Raw genomic sequence first — 15,831 nt, 5'->3', positions numbered from 1 at the left:
CGGATTTGAACCGACGACCTTCGGGTTATGAGCCCAAGAGTTTCGCAGCAAACCACACAAAACAAAACACTGTTTAGCAAATTACATTGCTAATATTCAAAGGATTTTTTTGTACCCTTTGCTTCTGATTAGTCACTAGCATGAGCTCCCCGGTTGGAAATTTGGTTGGATTTTGCTTTACAGGATGGAAATAGGGTTGGAAAATACCACCACCCAACCCCATCTACCAAGGAAGGAAGCATGCCACCCTCGAAGCGAATCAAGACGGCCTACCCAGGCGTTTATTACCGTGAAACCATACGAACAGGCGGCAACGGTATTGAGCGCGTATACTACGCAGTTTATAAACGAGATGGAAAGCTCATCGAAACAAAGGTTGGCCGACAATACGCCGACGACATGACCCCGGCCAGAGCCTCGATAATCCGCGGCCAACTACTTGAAGGCAAACGCCTCACCCGAAAAGAGACCCGTGAAGCGGAAAAAAGCGCCCTTTCCACCAAAGAGTGGACAATCCATAGCCTTTGGGAAGAGTACAAACACCGGAATGAAAACCTCAAAGGACTTACAACCGACCAGAACAGGTTCACTGTCCACCTGAACGCCTTTAAGAGCCTGAAGCCTGCAGAGATCACAACGACACATGTCGACAACCTACGCCTGGCACTTACAAAATCCGGAAAGAAGCCCGGAACAATTAGGAACATTCTGGAACTACTACGTCGAATTATATCATTTGGCGCCAAAAAAGGATTGATACTTCAATCACAAATTGCTGTTCAGTTCGAAATGCCGCGCCTTAACAATGAAAGAACCGAAGACCTCTCACCGGGGCAACTGATTTCGCTTCTTGAAGCTATTGCGAATACAAGGCACAAAAAGGCTGGCAACATGATGCTGCTCGCCCTATACACTGGCATGCGCAGAGGAGAAATGTTCAGCCTAAAATGGGAGCATATTGACTGGGAACGAGGTTTCATCAATCTTGTTGGGAACGATGATGGCAGGGGAGCGAAGTCCGGACAATCCGAGCGCATCCCCCTCAACGACCTCGCACGCGAAGTGCTAATGTCGATTCCGCGCTTGATCAGCACTTACGTTTTTCCAGGCAAAGGTGGTGGAAGACTGGTTGATATCCGGAAGCAGGCCGACGCAATCAAAAAAGAAGCGGGCCTCCCAGAGGACTTTCGTCCATTTCACGGTCTACGACACGTGTATGCAAGCATGTTGGCAAGCTCTGGAAAAGTCAGCATGTACGAACTGCAGAAGTTAATGACTCATAAAAGTCCTGCCATGACACAGCGCTATGCCCACCTCAGAGACGATGCGCTTAAAAGGGCTGCGGAAGCCGCAACACAAACCATAGCCCACGCACTCAACCGTCCCACAGACACGGAGATAAAAAAGCCATGAAAAAACAAAATGCGGACCTAGGAGGATATCGCTTAAAACTTTCTGCCTTCTTCAACAACGAATACGCACTCAGGCACATCGTTACAAACCCTAAATATGAAGAACATTTATCACTCCTCCCGGCGCTGAAGACTGACCTACAAAACACACTTGGAGAACTTTACACCGAACATTCTGCAGACGCATTTGTAGAATATTACACCTTTATGGATAAAGACAATGAAGATATGGACATATACAATCAAGCGCTTTTACGACGAGTGATGGACCATGCGCATGGCGACGATTTCGACAAACACTGGAAATTCATGGACGTATACAATGAATACATATCTAACAAAGCAAACGAAGCATTAATAAGCGGCCTATCAAAAATATCCCTTGAGCACGGAGTATACGCTACGCACGCAGACACTTTCCGTAACAAGGAATACTCTATGCTTGCCATCAGCGAAAAAAACATCACGGCCTCCATAGAACCAATATTCCCCAAAAAAGAATTCTTCCTCAATATCAACTGGATGCCATTATGGGCATCAATAGAAGAAACGTATAACACACCCCTTGCAGATAAAAGCAAAGCACTGCAACACCTATGCTTTTTTATTGATTTTGAGGAACTCGACCAGCATTACGATGACGTTCTCAACAGAATCAAGTCAACCCTTTCGATGATCGCCTACGAGCACAATCCACAGAAACACACAAACGATGACACAATAACACGCCACTACTTCAATACGTTCTTCAACACTACAAAACTTAAAGAAGTAGAGGCCGAAATATCTAACCGATTATTTTCGCTCGTACTCTGGGACAACATAAACTTCAAGAAAATGAATAAAACCGAAGCATTTATCGAGACACAAAAGACTATCAAGTCGCGCAGAAAGACTGCTATATGTGAGAAAGACTCCTGCCTTAACCTCTCAAAAAAATGTGATTACTTCAGCGAATGTTACAATCTGGCACAACATACGTACGACGCAACAGATAAATCCATCAAAAAAGGCAGGCTTGCCACTTCAAAGGAATAAAAAAAACGATTCAACAAAAGCGAACAAACGACAAAACACAGAAGTCCTAAGGCCGACACACGCCACAAGGCCTAAAGCCTTTCTTTATTGCATCCTCACGCGTCTCAAAAATAACGACACAATTGGGGCAGTCATAATCCTTGCAGCCTGAACGGTGAAAAACGTGGCTACGTTGATTGCCGTGATATCCTACCTCGGAAGGCTGGCCTTCAACGCCACTCTTATGCTGGACACCCTGCGTGGACGCCCCCCTCTTGCTCTTCCGCCATTCCCACGGCGGCATGGGGCGCGGATCGCCCCACAATCCCAGAGACGAACCACGTGCTGCACCCTCTAACCGTCGCCAATCAACACACACCACATCGCGACAGTAAGAATCGTACACCCACGCCATCCCCCGCCTGACTTGCTCCGCATTGATATCAACCTGGCCGACATGCAAACGAGCGACGACCCTGCCGTATCTATCAACATCGACCTCATCAACCTCTACCATCTTACCAAACAGCAAACCCGACAGGCTCTGCTTGGACTTCGCGCCAAAAGACTGCTCGCTCTCAGGAGCATCAATTCCATACAGACGGACACGAATTTGTTCATGACTGCTGCTGAGCACAGTAACCGTATCACCATCTGAGACACCAACAACCTTCCCGCCCCACGCGAAAGACAACACAGCAGAGAATGTCAAGAACAGAAGAAACACAACTGCCGCGCACAGACACTTGAATTTTCTACAAGCCACCTCTCACCTCCTACATAGTATGTAAAAAATAAGTCTGACAAAAAATTAGCACATCAAACTTCACCAACAATCAATTTCAAAACAACAAACACCTAGCATGGCGATTTATATTCTAAATTTTACACATGCTAAAATTGTATTATCTCTCTTATGTATCTATTATATATTCATTGTTCATAAATAAACATTAAACACATAAACATATTTGTATAAACATACACACAACAAATACCACACATCCATATCAACAGCTAGCCAAGGATAGCCATACCAAGAGCCGACATCACGAGTGTCGGCTTCTTTTTGTGTAAACAATAACACTCTCCACTAATTCAATAGCCCAAAAAAGGAGTACACCATGTTCATAACAGAAAAAACCCACAGAGACTATCCAGTTCAAGCGTATAACGACAAGCCCTGTCGTATCGACATACTCGATGCCATCATTGACCGTATCGAGTACATGACGAATCGATTCAGCAGAGTGCTCTTCATCCGCTTTGACTTACGTTATCCGCGAAACTTCTATTCTTCCCGTGGAAACGAAGATATTCAGCGCTTTTTCAACAGCTTTACACGCTATTTATCCCGCAAGGGGATAGCCTTCCAGTACGTCTGGGCACGTGAACAATCCAGAGAAAAACACCAGCATTACCACGTGATGCTCCTCCTAAATGGCAACCTAACAAAAAGCAGTTGGAACCACATGGAGAAGGCTGAACAACTCTGGCAGCGCGCTCTTGGGATCGACTACTCTGGCCTCCTACAAAGGTGTGACCAAAGCAGAGACGGCAACAGGCACCCTGACTTCATCCACCTGGATCGTCATGACGCCTGCTATGAACGAGATATCCAAAGATGCGTGGAGTGGGCCAGCTATCTGGCTAAAACGAGGACCAAGGGCTATGCCCCCTTGAACGTGAGAGAATGGGGAGGGAGTTCATTGCCAACTTAATGGTGAACAACCGAAGGAAAGCTCCTACGAGAGCAATGCACTACGCAATCCACCACCATACGTTTGCGAGTCAAAATTCCTACGATTGAGGAGTTTCTTGGGGACGCAAGATCGCCCCCTACTTGAAGAGAACACAAACAAATTCCGATAACGGCTTGGGAAGCAATACATCAGGCGGGTTGTTACGAAAGGTAGCCCACTGGTTGTTAGCAGCAACCACTGTACGTTTGCACCAAAGCCGGAACGCCTTGTCGGCACCCATGACATGCCCCAGACGGTCCATGAACACGTTGATCCGGCGATATCCAAAGCGCGGATACGTCGCTGCTAGACCTGACATCGCCGCCATCAGGGGCTTGTCCCGAGCCTCCAGCCATGACTCGTAGTGAAGCGACGACCGGGAAGTGGATAACAGCGCACACGCCCTGCGTTGTGAAAGTCCGCGACTCCTAGCGTATGCCACATGGATGCGTCGGACGGGTGCGCCTACCATTTTTTTGCAGCGATTTCCTTCATGACCTCGATTTCAAGGTCCCGTTCCGCAAGTATCTTCTTCAGCCGCGTGTTCTCTTGTTCCAGCAAGCGTAGCCGCTTTACGTCATCGGCGGACATGCCTGCGAACCGCTGGCGCCACGTGTAGATCGTCTGTTCGCTGATTCCATGCTTCTTGGCCACCTGGACCACTGAACTACGGTCAGCTTCTCGCAGAATGCCGACCATCTGCTCTTCGGAAAATCGTCCCTTTTTCATCGGTTCCCTCGTGGTTGAGGGAGAAACCTATCTCAAGTTTCGGCTGGTCTGAAAAGTGCCGGGCAGGTCAGTTCGCTTGGCTGCTTTGAAAGGTCCAGAGACTGGTCCACGACTCGCCAGGGAGCTGTGAGGCCAAGGCCCAACGTCAGTAAATCGTTAGCTTCCACGGCTCCTTCCCTCCTGGGCAAAAGGAAAGGCTACGATGCGTCAGGAAGGAGAGTCAAGAAAGCTGATTTCCACGTCTCGCGTCGAGGAACCAAATAATTCTGTCCACCGATGACGTCCTCGCCTGTGAACAGGGTGCTCCCTGAGTGATCCAGAACCTTGGCGGGAATGGGTGGTTTTTCCTTGTTGATGGCGTAACCGCCAAAAATCAGGACTCCAAATGTCAACGCGAGACAAAAAAAGAAAACAGCCTTTACCTTTGGACTTATCATTTCTGCCCTCCATTGAATCCAACACAAAATCTGATTGGAAGCCTCAACGAATCTTTAAAGCAGAGATCAGCTATTGATGAAAAAAAGGGGAGCCGAAGCCCCCTCTTCATCTATTTACCCGCCATCATGGCCGCGATGTCATCCTGCACTGTTCCGATTGGTTTGATGTTGAAATTTTCAACCAGTACCTTGGCCACGTTCGGGGACAGGAATGCCGGAAGCGTGGGTCCGAGGCGGATTCCCTTCACACCTAAGAATAGGAGGGCCAGAAGCACGGCCACGGCCTTCTGCTCGTACCAGGCGATATCGTAAGATACGGGCAGATCGTTGATGTCATCCAGGCCGAAGACTTCTTTGAGTTTCAGAGCAATGACGGCCAGGGAATAGGAATCGTTGCACTGCCCTGCGTCCAGCACACGTGGAATGCCACCGATGTCACCGAGATTCAGTTTGTTATAGCGGTACTTGGCGCAACCGGCCGTCAAGATCACGGTGTCCTTGGGCAAATTTTCGGCCACTTCAGTGTAATAGGAACGAGACTTCTGCCGACCGTCACACCCGGCCATGACCACAAAGCGCTTGATCGCGCCGGACTTGACAGCCTCAACCACCTTGTCGGCCAAGGCTAGTACCTGATGATGGGCGAAACCGCCGACGATGCTACCAGTCTCGATCTCAACGGGCGGAGGACATTTCTTGGCCTGTGCGATCAGCGCCGAGAAATCCTTGGCTCCTCCCGCAGGCCGGTCAGCGATGTGCTTGGCCCCTTCATACCCAACCACGCCAGTGGTGTAGAGACGGTCCAGATAGGTGTTCTCTTTTTTGAGCGGCACCAGACAGTTTGTGGTCAGCAGGATGGGGCCGTTGAAGGACTCGAATTCGGGATTCTGCTGCCACCAGGAACCGCCGTAGTTCCCCACGAAATGCGGGTACTTCTTGAACGCCGGATAATAGTTGGCGGGAAGCATTTCGCCGTGGGTGTAAACGTCCACGCCTGTGCCCTCGGTCTGCTTCAGCAACTCGGCCATATCCTTCAGGTCATGGCCGCTGATGAGGATGCCGGGGTTCTTGCCCACGCCGATGTTGACCTGGGTGATTTCCGGGTTGCCGTAGGTAGTGGTGTTGGCCTCGTCCAGCAGGGCCATGGTGGTTACGGCCATGCCGCCGGCCTTCATGACCAGCGCGACCATTTCATCCACGGACAAATCCTTGGTCGTTGAAGCCAGGGCCTCAAGCATGAATTCGTCGATTTCGGTCTTGCGAAAGCCCAGTACAGCAGCGTGCTCGGCATAGGCCGCGACACCTTTCAGACCGATTATGAGCAGTTCGCGCAAAGAACGCACATCTTCGTTCTCAGTTGCCAGAATGCCTACGCTCTTGGCCTTTTCAGCAAAAGCGGTAGAGTCCCCAGTCCAAGTCGCGGCTTCGGGCAACGGCTCGCTGAAATCTTTGCCATTTTTTGCCTTGTAAACAGCCAGAAAAGCATTTCTCAACTTGTCACGCCGAGCCAAGCCTTCCGATATCATAGCCTCAAATCGGGCATCATCCCAGTTAGCATTGGTGATGGTCGCAAATAATCCCTGGAGCACGAAGTCGTCATTAGAGCGGTCCGGCTGTCCCAACTCCTTTAATTTTTCGCCATAAATGGCGATGCCACGCAGCACAAAAATGAGCAGATCCTGCAAATTGGCGGTTTCTTCCGGCTTGCCGCACATACCTTTGACCGTGCATCCCGTATTCTTCGCTGTTTCCTGACACTGGAAGCAAAACATAGTGACCTCCTTTATAATTACTGTTGCCGATCGCGTGACAATGCACGCACCTCAAATCGATACTAGAAAAAAAAACTACCTCTGAAAGCCGCTTTCCTTGTGCTTGGCGGCAATGGCATCCGCCAGACGATCCAGGGCACCGTACGTGTCGTCTGTGGGCAACCCCTTACACAGCACAGGATCCAGCACCTCGACCTTCAGATTGGGAATCATGCCGGCCAGAGTTTCCACTGTCTTGCCGCCCCAGCCGTATGAACCGACTATGGACAGATATTTGGCCTTGGGCCGCAGGGCGTTGGCCAAAAATGCCGCGTAGGCGGCCATGGGATGCGGACCGGCAAGCACTGTGGGGGTGCCGAGCACGATGGTGCCCGCATCCACGAGGGACATAGCCAGCTTGCCGATGTCGGTCACGGCAAGGTTAAAGAGTTCCACCCTCACATCGCGTTCGGACAAAGCTGCCGCCAAGTGGTCGACCATGAGCCTAGTGCTGCCGTGCATGGACACGAAGGGAAAGGCCACCAGGTTGTGCGCCACGCCTGAAACCCAGTCCCTGTAGGCGTCAATGATCCAGCCGGGGCTGTCGTAAATCTGGCCGTGGCTGGGGGCGATCATGCGTATGTCATAGGGGGCGAGTTTTTCCAGGTTCTTGGCGATTATGGTCCTAAACGGCATCATGATCTCGCCGAAATAGCGTTTTGCCGCTTCATGTACCCGGCCTTGATCGCGCACAAAGAGATCGCTCGTTGCGATGTGCGAGCCAAAAAAGTCGCAACTGAACAGAATCTTGTCTTCGGCCAAGTAGGTGGACATGGTTTCCGGCCAGTGCACCCAAGGCGTGAGAATGAATGTGAGCGTCTTGTCGCCAAGGGAAAGGGTTTCGCCATCCCCGACAACGATGAATTTGTCGTCGGGGATGAGCAAAAGATCCATGAGCATAGACTTGGCCTTGGCGTTGGTGACGACCTTGGCCTCAGGGTACAGGTCCAGCACCAGGGCAATGGTCCCGGAATGATCCTGCTCCGCATGCTGGGATATTACGTAATCAAGCTTTTCCACCCCATCCAGATGCCCAAGTAACGTATCGACCATATCCGGGTCCACGGCGTCGATGAGAGCGGTCTTCTCGCTGCCTTCCACGAGATAGGCGTTGTAGGTTGTCCCATCGGGGAGCGGAACCAAGGAGTCGAACAGACGCCTGTCCCAATCCACTGCACCAACCCAATACACTGATTCTACAATTTTTCTCATTTTTTTCTCCCATACTGAATTTTAGTATCAAAAATTACAGACTTGTTTCTTCCAGTTCTTTTAGCTTCATACAAAGCTTTGTCAGCTTGATTATAATAATCAGAATGACTCATTCCATCTGTATACACAGAAGCGCCTATGCTAATCGTTATCTTGGACTTGTCTTTGGAAAATTCTTTTTCCACTACACTCCGAATTTTTTCAGCCAAAAGTAACGCGCTTTCGTGATCTGTCTCGGGTGACAAAACAGCAAATTCTTCCCCCCCGATCCGGTAGAAAAAGTCTGTCTTTCTGATACATTGCCTGACCGTCCCTGCCATTTTTTTAAGAACCCTGTCTCCTTCTGTATGCCCTAAAGAATCGTTAACTTTTTTAAAATGATCTATGTCCATTATGAGCAATGAAAACTCCCTCTTGTTTCTCTCATATCTGTCTATTTCTTCTTTGATATCCAGGTCAAATTGACTCCTGTTATAAACAGACGTCAAACTGTCATGGCAGGAGCTATGCTCGACTTTTTGTACAAAAATCTTCGATATCAAATAGAAAATGAATGACGAGCCAAAAAGGAAGAAAACATAATAGTATAGTTTTTTGATATTTGAAGTTTTACGATCTGATCCAATAACTTTCCTCAACATGAGAGAATTAGAACCACTCCAAATAGATTCACTCATTAATGACAGTTCTTGTAAAAATTGCTGCTGTCCAGCCCTGTTTTTATACAAAACATCCTTAAATGCATTCCATTCACCATAAAGACTCTTAAAAGGCTGATATATCTCTGGGTCAAACCTAAATTCAGCCGCCTTGCCATCAGCAACGTAAATAGCAAATATTGTATCCACCTCGCTAATAGAGAAATCAGCACTATCAATATTTTTAAGCAATTCAAATTTCAGAATTCTTTGTGTCGACCCACGAATAAAACCTATGTTGCTAATAAGCTTGGCATCGCGCTCCAACGAAGAATGAATCGAATATATACTCCACACAATAAAAATATTAATAATAAAAAGAATTAACGAAAAAAAAGATATCAGCTTTGATGCGAAAAGTTTTTTCATCATGGAGTTGCCCCTGCTAAACCGGACACCCTGCGGTTGCTGATGCGCGGATAAATTCCCTGGGGGATTTCATCCGCAAGCCCTTGTGAGGGTGCCTCTCGTTGTAGTCCTCGAACCAGCCGGGAAGCTGGGCCAGAACCGTTGCCGCATCAGGACGGGCGTGGATACGCACGTAATCCCGCTTGAAGGTGTTCACAAAAGCCTCGGCCATGCCGTTGCTTTCCGGGCTGCGCACCGGCGTGAAGCGCGGAAGCAGGCCTAACAGTGTCGCGAACGCCACCGTTTCCCTGGCCGTGTAGCAAGAGCCGTTGTCCGAGAGCCATTCGACGGGCTGCGGGGCCTTCACGACCCCAAACCGCTTCTCTACGCACTCCAGCATCAAGTCCTGCACCATCTGCCCACTGATGCCCGCCGTGGTCGCAATGGCCCCCATGGCCTCGCGGTCGCAGCAATCAAGGGCGAAGACTACCCTCACCACCTCGCCACTGTCGCAATGGATTTCAAACCCGTCTGAACACCAGCGAAGATTGCTTTTGAGGGTGATGACCTTGCCGTCGTGGCTGCGGTCTGGCCGGTAGCCCTTGTGCCTGGCCAAAAGCAGGCCATGAAGGCGCATGATCCGATACACGCGCTTGTGGTTGACGCGCGCATGACCATCCTGGACCAGGCGACGATTCAGCACCGCGCAGACCCGGCGGTAGCCGTAGGTCAGCCGATGGTCGATGATGTCCCGAATCAGGGGCAACAGCACCTCGTCCTCAGCCTTGGAGTAGCGGGGCGGACGCTCCCGAGCTGGGTCTTTCACTCTTTCGGCCAGCCTGGAGCGCGAGACCGTCAGCGCCTCGGCGACACGCTTCATCGGGAACCGTCCTCCCAGGGCAACGGAGTGCGCGAGATCAGTTTTTTTTCGCGCGCAATCTCCAACGCTTCCTGAAGGATTTCGACCTCCATGGTCTTCTTGCCCAGCATTCGCTCCAGATCGCGTATACGCTTCTTGAGCGCCCGGACCTCCCCGGCTCCGACGACCTGGTCATCCGCCTGGACGGCGGTCTTGCCTCCGTCGCTCATGAGCTTCCTCCAGCGAAACAACAGGCTGGGAGAGAGGCCGTTTCTTCGGGCGACGTACGAAACGTTCATCCCCGGTTGCAACGACTCCTGGACCAGTTGAACCTTCTCCGCCACCGTCCAACGTCGACGCTGGGCTGTGGTCAACACTTCCACCACGGCTCCCCCGTTAGCACTAGGCCTGGTCATAGGGCTAGACCTATCTCCTATCGTTGGCGGGGTGTCCGGTCCAAACGGGGGCTACTCCACATCAATCCCTCACGTTTTTAGGGTCTTCGACGTTAGCTGTGGAATTCACGCCTCCAAGAGTTGGGTGATGGGCGCTCCGATCAGGTAGATCATGGTGATGAAGGTTGTTACGTTCCGATACCCTCTGGCCCGCGAGCGAGCAGCCTGAAAGAGGCCATTGAGCCCTTCCAAGCGAGCATTGGAAAGCAAGGAGTCCCATCTTCTCAATATTCGAGGCAAATGATCCTCGAACGTGTTCAGCGCCTTGCGTACCGGTGCGAGCAGAACCGAATCCCCGGCAAGTTCCCGAGCGAATTCGAAAAACCGCGTTGCTCGCCATCGCGCACCCTGCCTGGTGTCAGCTTTGCGCACCCACCGCAGCAGTTCCTTCACCCGAAACGCGGTGGCTGTCGCCAATCCACGTTCCTCCAACTCCTTGAGCGCCGCGACCTGCTCCTCGCTACGCCAAGTTTCCAGGCCCTTGAGAACCGCCCACCGGGCAGCCTTGGGAAGTATGACCTCTCTGGCTTCCAGACGCCTGACCTCGTCGAGGGCTTTGGTGAAAATCTGAACCACATGGAACCAGTCCACGGTTACAGCGACATTTCTGAAGGTCGCCTCGGCCGCCGACAGAAAAGCTGGTGACATGTCGCAGACCACCTCGACCACGTTCTCCGGATTGCCCTGACGCCCTTTGAGGTACGCGGCAAAGGTCTTGAGGCATTCCTTGCCTTTGCCTGGAGTCGCGAAGACCACCGGGCGGCTTTCCCGGTCCATGTCCACGAAGATGGTGACGTAATGATGGCCACGCTTGGTTGCCGTTTCGTCAAGGCCGATTCCGCACAGTCGGCTGAGATCAAGCTTGCCCATGGCCTTCAAGACGTAGTGCGTCACGACCCGCCATATCCGCTTGTCGGTGACGCCGACGTAACGCGCCACGGCGTTGACCGGCATCTCTCGGGCAAGAAGCATGACCGCTTGCTCGAAAAGCAGGGTGAACCCGCTGCCAGGCCGTGCCCATGGGACATTGACGCGCTTGAGGCCATGTTCCGGGCATCTCACTCGGGGGACACGGGCCTTGATCAGGCAGTGATGCTGGAAGAAGTTGAGATGCCGCCAGCTGAACTCAGCGAAATCATGGGCCTTACACAACGCACCGCACGCCGGGCAAGGGTAGCGCTCACCTCTCGCGGCCTCGACCTCAAGGCGAAGTTCGCTTGGCTGCTTTGAAAGGTCCAGAGACTGGTCCACGACTCGCCAGGGAGCTGTGAGGCCAAGGCCCAACGTCAGTAAATCGTTAGCTTCCACGGCTCCTTCCCTCCTGGGCAAAAGGAAAGGCTACGATGCGTCAGGAAGGAGAGTCAAGAAAGCTGATTTCCACGTCTCGCGTCGAGGAACCCGAAGAATATTGAGCAATGACCACAAGGGACACAGCGCTATAATCAACTGCGAGTCCGTATCCAGCAAGAAATATTCGTAATTCATTGTTTTTTAGATATATATTACACTTTTGAATCCCCAGCCTTTTACTTAAAAACAGCCCTAATACCCCGCGTATCAGGGCTAGTCTCTTTCTAAGGAGTCCTTATGTACCCTACCGAGTACACCTCCCCAGAGGTCACAGACCTCGCCAAGGCCCTCATTGCCGTTCAGCACACCCTGCAACCGGCCATCAAGGACCGTGAGAATCCGTTCGCCAAATCGCGTTACGCCACACTCAACTCCGTCATGGATTCTTGCCGCGACGCGCTGCTGACCAACGGGATTTGGGTGACCCAGTATCCGGTCCCAGCAGAGGCTGGGCACCTCGGTCTCGTCACCAAGCTCACGCATGCGGAATCCGGTCAGTGGCAGTCGTCGCTGCTGGTCATGCCCCTACCGAAGGCAGACCCGCAAGGATATGGCAGCGCCATGACCTATGCCCGTCGCTACGCTCTCTCGGCCATGCTTGGCATGGTGACGGAGGACGATGACGACGGAGAAGCTGCTTCCCGCGATACGTCTGCCAAGCCACGCACAGCACGTCAGCCCCGGCAAAAGGTGGAAGGGAGCGCCGCAACTGCGCATGTACAGCCAGTTCCCCACACTGAGTCACGCCCCATGCCGCCAGACAAGGCATTACACCCGGCCTTGGCATCGCTGCCAAAGCTGGATGGGGTAACCTACACGACGGCCACCACGCAGGATGGCCGTCTTTGCGTTATGGCGTCCGGCAACACGTCTGCCCGCAAGCAACTGCTCTCGGCTGCCGGGTTCAAATGGAACGCCGAGCGCAAGGTCTGGTGGCGGTACGCCGAGACCGCCTGATCCACACACCACGCCAAGGGCGGGGATTCCCCCGCCATGGGGAGCCTCGCCCATTCGATGGAGCCCCCATGACAGACACCTCGCAATCCCCCATGCCTCCGGCACTGCCGGACCCTCTCTGCCTCCTCGCCGAATCCATGCTCGCGCAAGAAATCCACACCACGCAGACGCAACTGGGCGACCGCAGCACCTACGTCGGCATGTCCGACATCGGCGCCGCAATGGAATGCCTGCGCTCGGCGGCTGCCCGCAAGTTGGCGTCGCCGGGCACGCAGCCCCACACCATCCCGCCTCAGCATGTCGGTTCCATCCTGAAGCGCCACCTCCCACTGCACCGAGGCCACTGGCAGGAGGCCGGGATCACCGACGCCCTCACCAGAAGCGGTCACCGCCTCATCCCGCAACTGGAAATCAGCGCATCCTTCCACCGCGTGCCCATCAAGGCCCACCTCGACATCACCCTCATCCACGAAGCTCCGACACCCGTCATCCGGGTGCTGGAGCTGAAAAGCAACGGGCACCTGCCCGAAACCCTCTACACCTCCAACGAGGTGCAACTCTACGGGCAGATCGGCCTGCTGGAGAGCACCTGGCATCGCCCGTGCTGCTCGCATCGGGACGAAGACGGTCAGCCGATCTTCACCCGCAAGCCCTTCCCGGAAGCGGCCCGTCTGCTCTTCGGCATCAACTTGCCGGACACTCCGGAAGGCGTGACCATCGAAGGCTGGGTGCTCTCCATCTCCATGGCCGACGCCAAGGCCTTCGGGCCGTATACGCCCAACCGGACCATGCTCGGCATCTGCTGCAACACTGCCGCGGACCTGTGGCAGGCCGTCAACGCCGTCAAGGCGGGGCAGTTGGCGCTTGACGACCTCCCGTACTGCCAGGGGTTTCACCCCCTGTGCGACTGGTGCGACGCCAACGCCACCTGTCCCAAGTTCCGGCCCATGCGGGTTGACGGAATACCCGTGGACCTCGGTCCCGCCCATGCGGCGGACCTCGACCATCTCGCGGGCCTGAAGGAACGCAAACTCGCCATCGAGGGCGATATCGCGGCCATCGAAGGGCGCATTCGCTCCGCCTTCCAGCGCATCGCGGCGGTAAGCGACAGCATGGCCCGGGACTGGATAACCGCGGGCAGACACCGCTTTCGGGTGGCATCCATGCCCGGCAGACAGACCATCGACCAGTCGGCCCTGCAGGAGGAACTGCAGGCCCTGACCGGCGATCCCCAAACGGCGACAGACATCCTGGAGCGGGCTCGCAAGACCGGCCAGCCTCATGAACGGCTGTTCATCGGCCCCATCAACGGAAAAGGAGAATGACCATGGGATACTACAGCGAAGTCGCCCTGTGCCTGTCCGACAACGGGCGGGCACGGCTTGATGCCGCGATGCACGAGGCACGGCAGCATGCCACGAACCCCAGCGATATCGAACTGTTCCTGCAAAACGGACTCAGGCAGGACGCACCGGACTCGGAAGGCGTGCTGTACTACTGGGAAGGTGTCAAATGGTACGCGGACTTCGAGGAGGTACGGTTCATCACCGACGTCATGGATGAACTTGACGTTGACGACTACCTCTTCCTGCGCATCGGCGAGGACGTTGACGATGCCGAGATTCTCGGCGGCTGGTGGGACAATCCCTTCGACGCACGCCTGTTCCGAACCATCGACTTCGGCTAGGGGGCGTCAGAGTTATCCGGTCCCGGCCAATCCTTGCGCTCATGGAGCACCCTGACCACGGCCACTCGCGCCTCTTCGACCAAGTAGACAAGAAGGTAAGGGCTCCGCCTCACCACGAGTTCGCGGGTACCCGCTACTCGCCCCACGCGGCCAGCAAGGGGGTACGGCGAAAGCAGTTCAGCGGACGCGAAGATGAGTCGGACCATGCCTTCGGCCAGCCCGGCATCCTCCTGGCGCAACCACATGGCGATCTCCGCAAGATCGTCCAGCGCCGGGAGCGACCATTCGAGGACACTGCTCATTCCAGTGCAATGCCCAAGGTGCGCATGCGGTCTTTGGCCTCATCATGGCTCACCACGCGCCCTTCGCGTGCGGCATCCAATCCCTGCTTCACCTTGAGACGAAACCAGGCGTCATAGGCAAGGAACTGCTCGACGGCTTCCTTGATGACTGCGGCACGCGTGCTGTCCGTGGCCTCAGCGATCTCGTCCAGCCGGATAACGGTATCCTGATCCAAACGAATGGTGGTGGGATGCTGCATGGGATGACCCTCCGTAGTCATTTACGACTACATCCACCATGAGCAGACGTCAATCGCGTTGAGGGATAATCCGCAGCACCTGCACCTCCCCACCCCGAACCCGGTAGATCAACGTACAGAAGGGATCAGCCATCACGACCTCACGGGTACCCGGCACCCGTCCTTCCTGGCTCTTACCAAGAGCCGCACGCAGCATCTCCAGGGTTTCTGCAACCAACTGGAATAATCCCCTGCTGTTCTCAGCGGTCAGGCGTGATCCCAGCTTTTGCAAGTCGGACCACGCTTCAGTGGTCCAAGCCTGAGCAGTGTCCACACCACATCGGGAAAAGCTCTCACGAACCACATCAGCCATGGTGAACAGCCCGGCATCTGCCTGCCGCAGCCCAACAGCAATGGCTCCCACCACCCGGCCTTCATCCATGACGTATCGGCGCACGGCTTCAGCCACGAGCCATGGCACGGACTTGTCCATGGTCTTGGCCAAAGCCTCCAAACGTTCTCTCGTTTCCGGGTCAAAATGCGTACCCAAATTGGACATGCGCCCCTCCTTGTACCTCGACATAGCCAACATCCCAA

15 protein-coding genes and 1 pseudogene are annotated in these 15,831 nt (G+C 53.6%); 6 read left to right on the top strand and 10 right to left on the bottom strand.

Features of this window, described 5'->3' with window-relative positions:
- The first annotated feature begins 240 nt into the window (after positions 1-240).
- Together K6142_RS13065 and K6142_RS13060 are read left to right on the top strand one after the other, a co-directional pair.
- A complete protein-coding gene (locus tag K6142_RS13065; RefSeq protein ID WP_223380894.1) occupies positions 241-1,413 on the top strand; it encodes a tyrosine-type recombinase/integrase in 1,173 nt (390 codons plus the stop codon).
- Positions 1,410-2,450: a hypothetical protein gene (locus tag K6142_RS13060; protein WP_167123738.1), complete on the top strand. Its 1,041-nt coding sequence runs from the start codon at positions 1,410-1,412 to the stop codon at positions 2,448-2,450. Before K6142_RS13065 ends, K6142_RS13060 begins: the two co-directional genes overlap by 4 nt.
- 46 nt (positions 2,451-2,496) lie before the next feature.
- Here the strand turns inward: K6142_RS13060 and K6142_RS13055 are convergent, their stop codons facing one another.
- Positions 2,497-3,195, bottom strand: a complete 699-nt coding sequence (locus K6142_RS13055) for a thermonuclease family protein (RefSeq protein ID WP_223380893.1) — start codon at positions 3,193-3,195, stop codon at positions 2,497-2,499.
- A 358-nt stretch (positions 3,196-3,553) separates the two neighbouring features.
- On the opposite strand from K6142_RS13055, the gene K6142_RS13050 reads away from it, so the two are divergent.
- Positions 3,554-4,150: an inovirus-type Gp2 protein gene (locus tag K6142_RS13050; RefSeq protein WP_223380892.1), complete on the top strand. Its 597-nt coding sequence runs from the start codon at positions 3,554-3,556 to the stop codon at positions 4,148-4,150.
- Positions 4,151-4,376: 226 nt separating this feature from the next.
- Here K6142_RS13050 and K6142_RS13045 read toward each other — a convergent pair.
- The 6 genes and pseudogenes from K6142_RS13045 to K6142_RS13020 all read right to left on the bottom strand — a co-directional run.
- A pseudogene (locus K6142_RS13045) lies at positions 4,377-4,900 on the bottom strand (transposase); the annotation flags it as partial.
- Between the two features lie 547 nt (positions 4,901-5,447).
- Complete coding sequence (hcp, locus tag K6142_RS13040) at positions 5,448-7,109, bottom strand: hydroxylamine reductase (RefSeq protein WP_010939296.1); 1,662 nt, start codon at positions 7,107-7,109, stop codon at positions 5,448-5,450.
- Between the two features lie 75 nt (positions 7,110-7,184).
- Positions 7,185-8,360 carry an FprA family A-type flavoprotein gene (locus K6142_RS13035; RefSeq protein ID WP_223380891.1) on the bottom strand — a complete coding sequence of 392 codons (1,176 nt, stop codon included), beginning with the start codon at positions 8,358-8,360 and terminating at the stop codon, positions 7,185-7,187.
- The gene (locus tag K6142_RS13030) at positions 8,357-9,430 is read right to left on the bottom strand and encodes a GGDEF domain-containing protein (RefSeq protein WP_223380890.1); all 1,074 of its coding nucleotides are present in this window, start codon (positions 9,428-9,430) and stop codon (positions 8,357-8,359) included. Before K6142_RS13030 ends, K6142_RS13035 begins: the two co-directional genes overlap by 4 nt.
- A 13-nt stretch (positions 9,431-9,443) precedes the next feature.
- Positions 9,444-10,681, bottom strand: a protein-coding gene (locus K6142_RS13025) for an IS3 family transposase (RefSeq protein WP_223380889.1) whose coding sequence is annotated in 2 segments (ribosomal slippage) — positions 9,444-10,336 and positions 10,336-10,681 — 1,239 coding nt in all. Because the reading frame shifts where the segments join, the coding sequence is not laid out codon by codon here.
- A gap of 105 nt (positions 10,682-10,786) precedes the next feature.
- Positions 10,787-12,028 carry an ISL3-like element ISDvu5 family transposase gene (locus K6142_RS13020; RefSeq protein ID WP_223380888.1) on the bottom strand — a complete coding sequence of 414 codons (1,242 nt, stop codon included), beginning with the start codon at positions 12,026-12,028 and terminating at the stop codon, positions 10,787-10,789.
- 279 nt (positions 12,029-12,307) lie between these two features.
- On the opposite strand from K6142_RS13020, the gene K6142_RS13015 reads away from it, so the two are divergent.
- From K6142_RS13015 to K6142_RS13005, 3 genes are all read left to right on the top strand, one after another.
- Positions 12,308-13,027, top strand: coding sequence for an ERF family protein (locus K6142_RS13015; RefSeq protein ID WP_223380887.1), 720 nt, complete (start codon positions 12,308-12,310; stop codon positions 13,025-13,027).
- Between the two features lie 137 nt (positions 13,028-13,164).
- Positions 13,165-14,352 carry a hypothetical protein gene (locus K6142_RS13010; protein WP_223380886.1) on the top strand — a complete coding sequence of 396 codons (1,188 nt, stop codon included), beginning with the start codon at positions 13,165-13,167 and terminating at the stop codon, positions 14,350-14,352.
- A gap of 2 nt (positions 14,353-14,354) precedes the next feature.
- Positions 14,355-14,714, top strand: a complete 360-nt coding sequence (locus K6142_RS13005; RefSeq protein ID WP_190243924.1) for a hypothetical protein — start codon at positions 14,355-14,357, stop codon at positions 14,712-14,714.
- On the opposite strand, the gene K6142_RS16730 is transcribed toward K6142_RS13005, so the two are convergent.
- The 3 genes from K6142_RS16730 to K6142_RS12990 are packed head-to-tail and all read right to left on the bottom strand — an operon-like array spanning position 14,711 to position 15,793.
- Positions 14,711-15,016 carry a type II toxin-antitoxin system RelE/ParE family toxin gene (locus K6142_RS16730; RefSeq protein WP_223380885.1) on the bottom strand — a complete coding sequence of 102 codons (306 nt, stop codon included), beginning with the start codon at positions 15,014-15,016 and terminating at the stop codon, positions 14,711-14,713. The genes K6142_RS13005 and K6142_RS16730 overlap by 4 nt on opposite strands.
- Positions 15,013-15,255: a CopG family ribbon-helix-helix protein gene (locus K6142_RS12995; RefSeq protein ID WP_223380884.1), complete on the bottom strand. Its 243-nt coding sequence runs from the start codon at positions 15,253-15,255 to the stop codon at positions 15,013-15,015. The genes K6142_RS16730 and K6142_RS12995 overlap by 4 nt, the downstream gene beginning before the upstream one ends.
- A 49-nt stretch (positions 15,256-15,304) precedes the next feature.
- The gene (locus tag K6142_RS12990; protein WP_223380883.1) at positions 15,305-15,793 is read right to left on the bottom strand and encodes a type II toxin-antitoxin system RelE/ParE family toxin; all 489 of its coding nucleotides are present in this window, start codon (positions 15,791-15,793) and stop codon (positions 15,305-15,307) included.
- Between the last annotated feature and the right edge of the window lie 38 nt (positions 15,794-15,831).

The organism is Nitratidesulfovibrio sp. SRB-5 (assembly GCF_019931275.1).
Taxonomy (GTDB): domain Bacteria; phylum Desulfobacterota; class Desulfovibrionia; order Desulfovibrionales; family Desulfovibrionaceae; genus Cupidesulfovibrio.
This window is presented reverse-complemented; position numbering and strand designations above follow the sequence as displayed.

Excerpts from the sequence above, each read along its gene's own strand:
- K6142_RS13065 (WP_223380894.1), top strand. The coding sequence starts at position 241 with ATGCCACCCTCGAAGCGAATCAAGACGGCCTACCCAGGCGTTTATTAC.
- hcp (WP_010939296.1), bottom strand. The coding sequence starts at position 7,109 with ATGTTTTGCTTCCAGTGTCAGGAAACAGCGAAGAATACGGGATGCACG.
- K6142_RS13010 (WP_223380886.1), top strand. The coding sequence starts at position 13,165 with ATGCTCGCGCAAGAAATCCACACCACGCAGACGCAACTGGGCGACCGC.
- K6142_RS13015 (WP_223380887.1), top strand. The coding sequence starts at position 12,308 with ATGTACCCTACCGAGTACACCTCCCCAGAGGTCACAGACCTCGCCAAG.
- K6142_RS16730 (WP_223380885.1), bottom strand. The coding sequence starts at position 15,016 with ATGAGCAGTGTCCTCGAATGGTCGCTCCCGGCGCTGGACGATCTTGCG.
- K6142_RS12995 (WP_223380884.1), bottom strand. The coding sequence starts at position 15,255 with ATGCAGCATCCCACCACCATTCGTTTGGATCAGGATACCGTTATCCGG.
- K6142_RS13060 (WP_167123738.1), top strand. The coding sequence starts at position 1,410 with ATGAAAAAACAAAATGCGGACCTAGGAGGATATCGCTTAAAACTTTCT.
- K6142_RS12990 (WP_223380883.1), bottom strand. The coding sequence starts at position 15,793 with ATGTCCAATTTGGGTACGCATTTTGACCCGGAAACGAGAGAACGTTTG.
- K6142_RS13005 (WP_190243924.1), top strand. The coding sequence starts at position 14,355 with ATGGGATACTACAGCGAAGTCGCCCTGTGCCTGTCCGACAACGGGCGG.
- K6142_RS13050 (WP_223380892.1), top strand. The coding sequence starts at position 3,554 with ATGTTCATAACAGAAAAAACCCACAGAGACTATCCAGTTCAAGCGTAT.
- K6142_RS13035 (WP_223380891.1), bottom strand. The coding sequence starts at position 8,360 with ATGAGAAAAATTGTAGAATCAGTGTATTGGGTTGGTGCAGTGGATTGG.
- K6142_RS13030 (WP_223380890.1), bottom strand. The coding sequence starts at position 9,430 with ATGATGAAAAAACTTTTCGCATCAAAGCTGATATCTTTTTTTTCGTTA.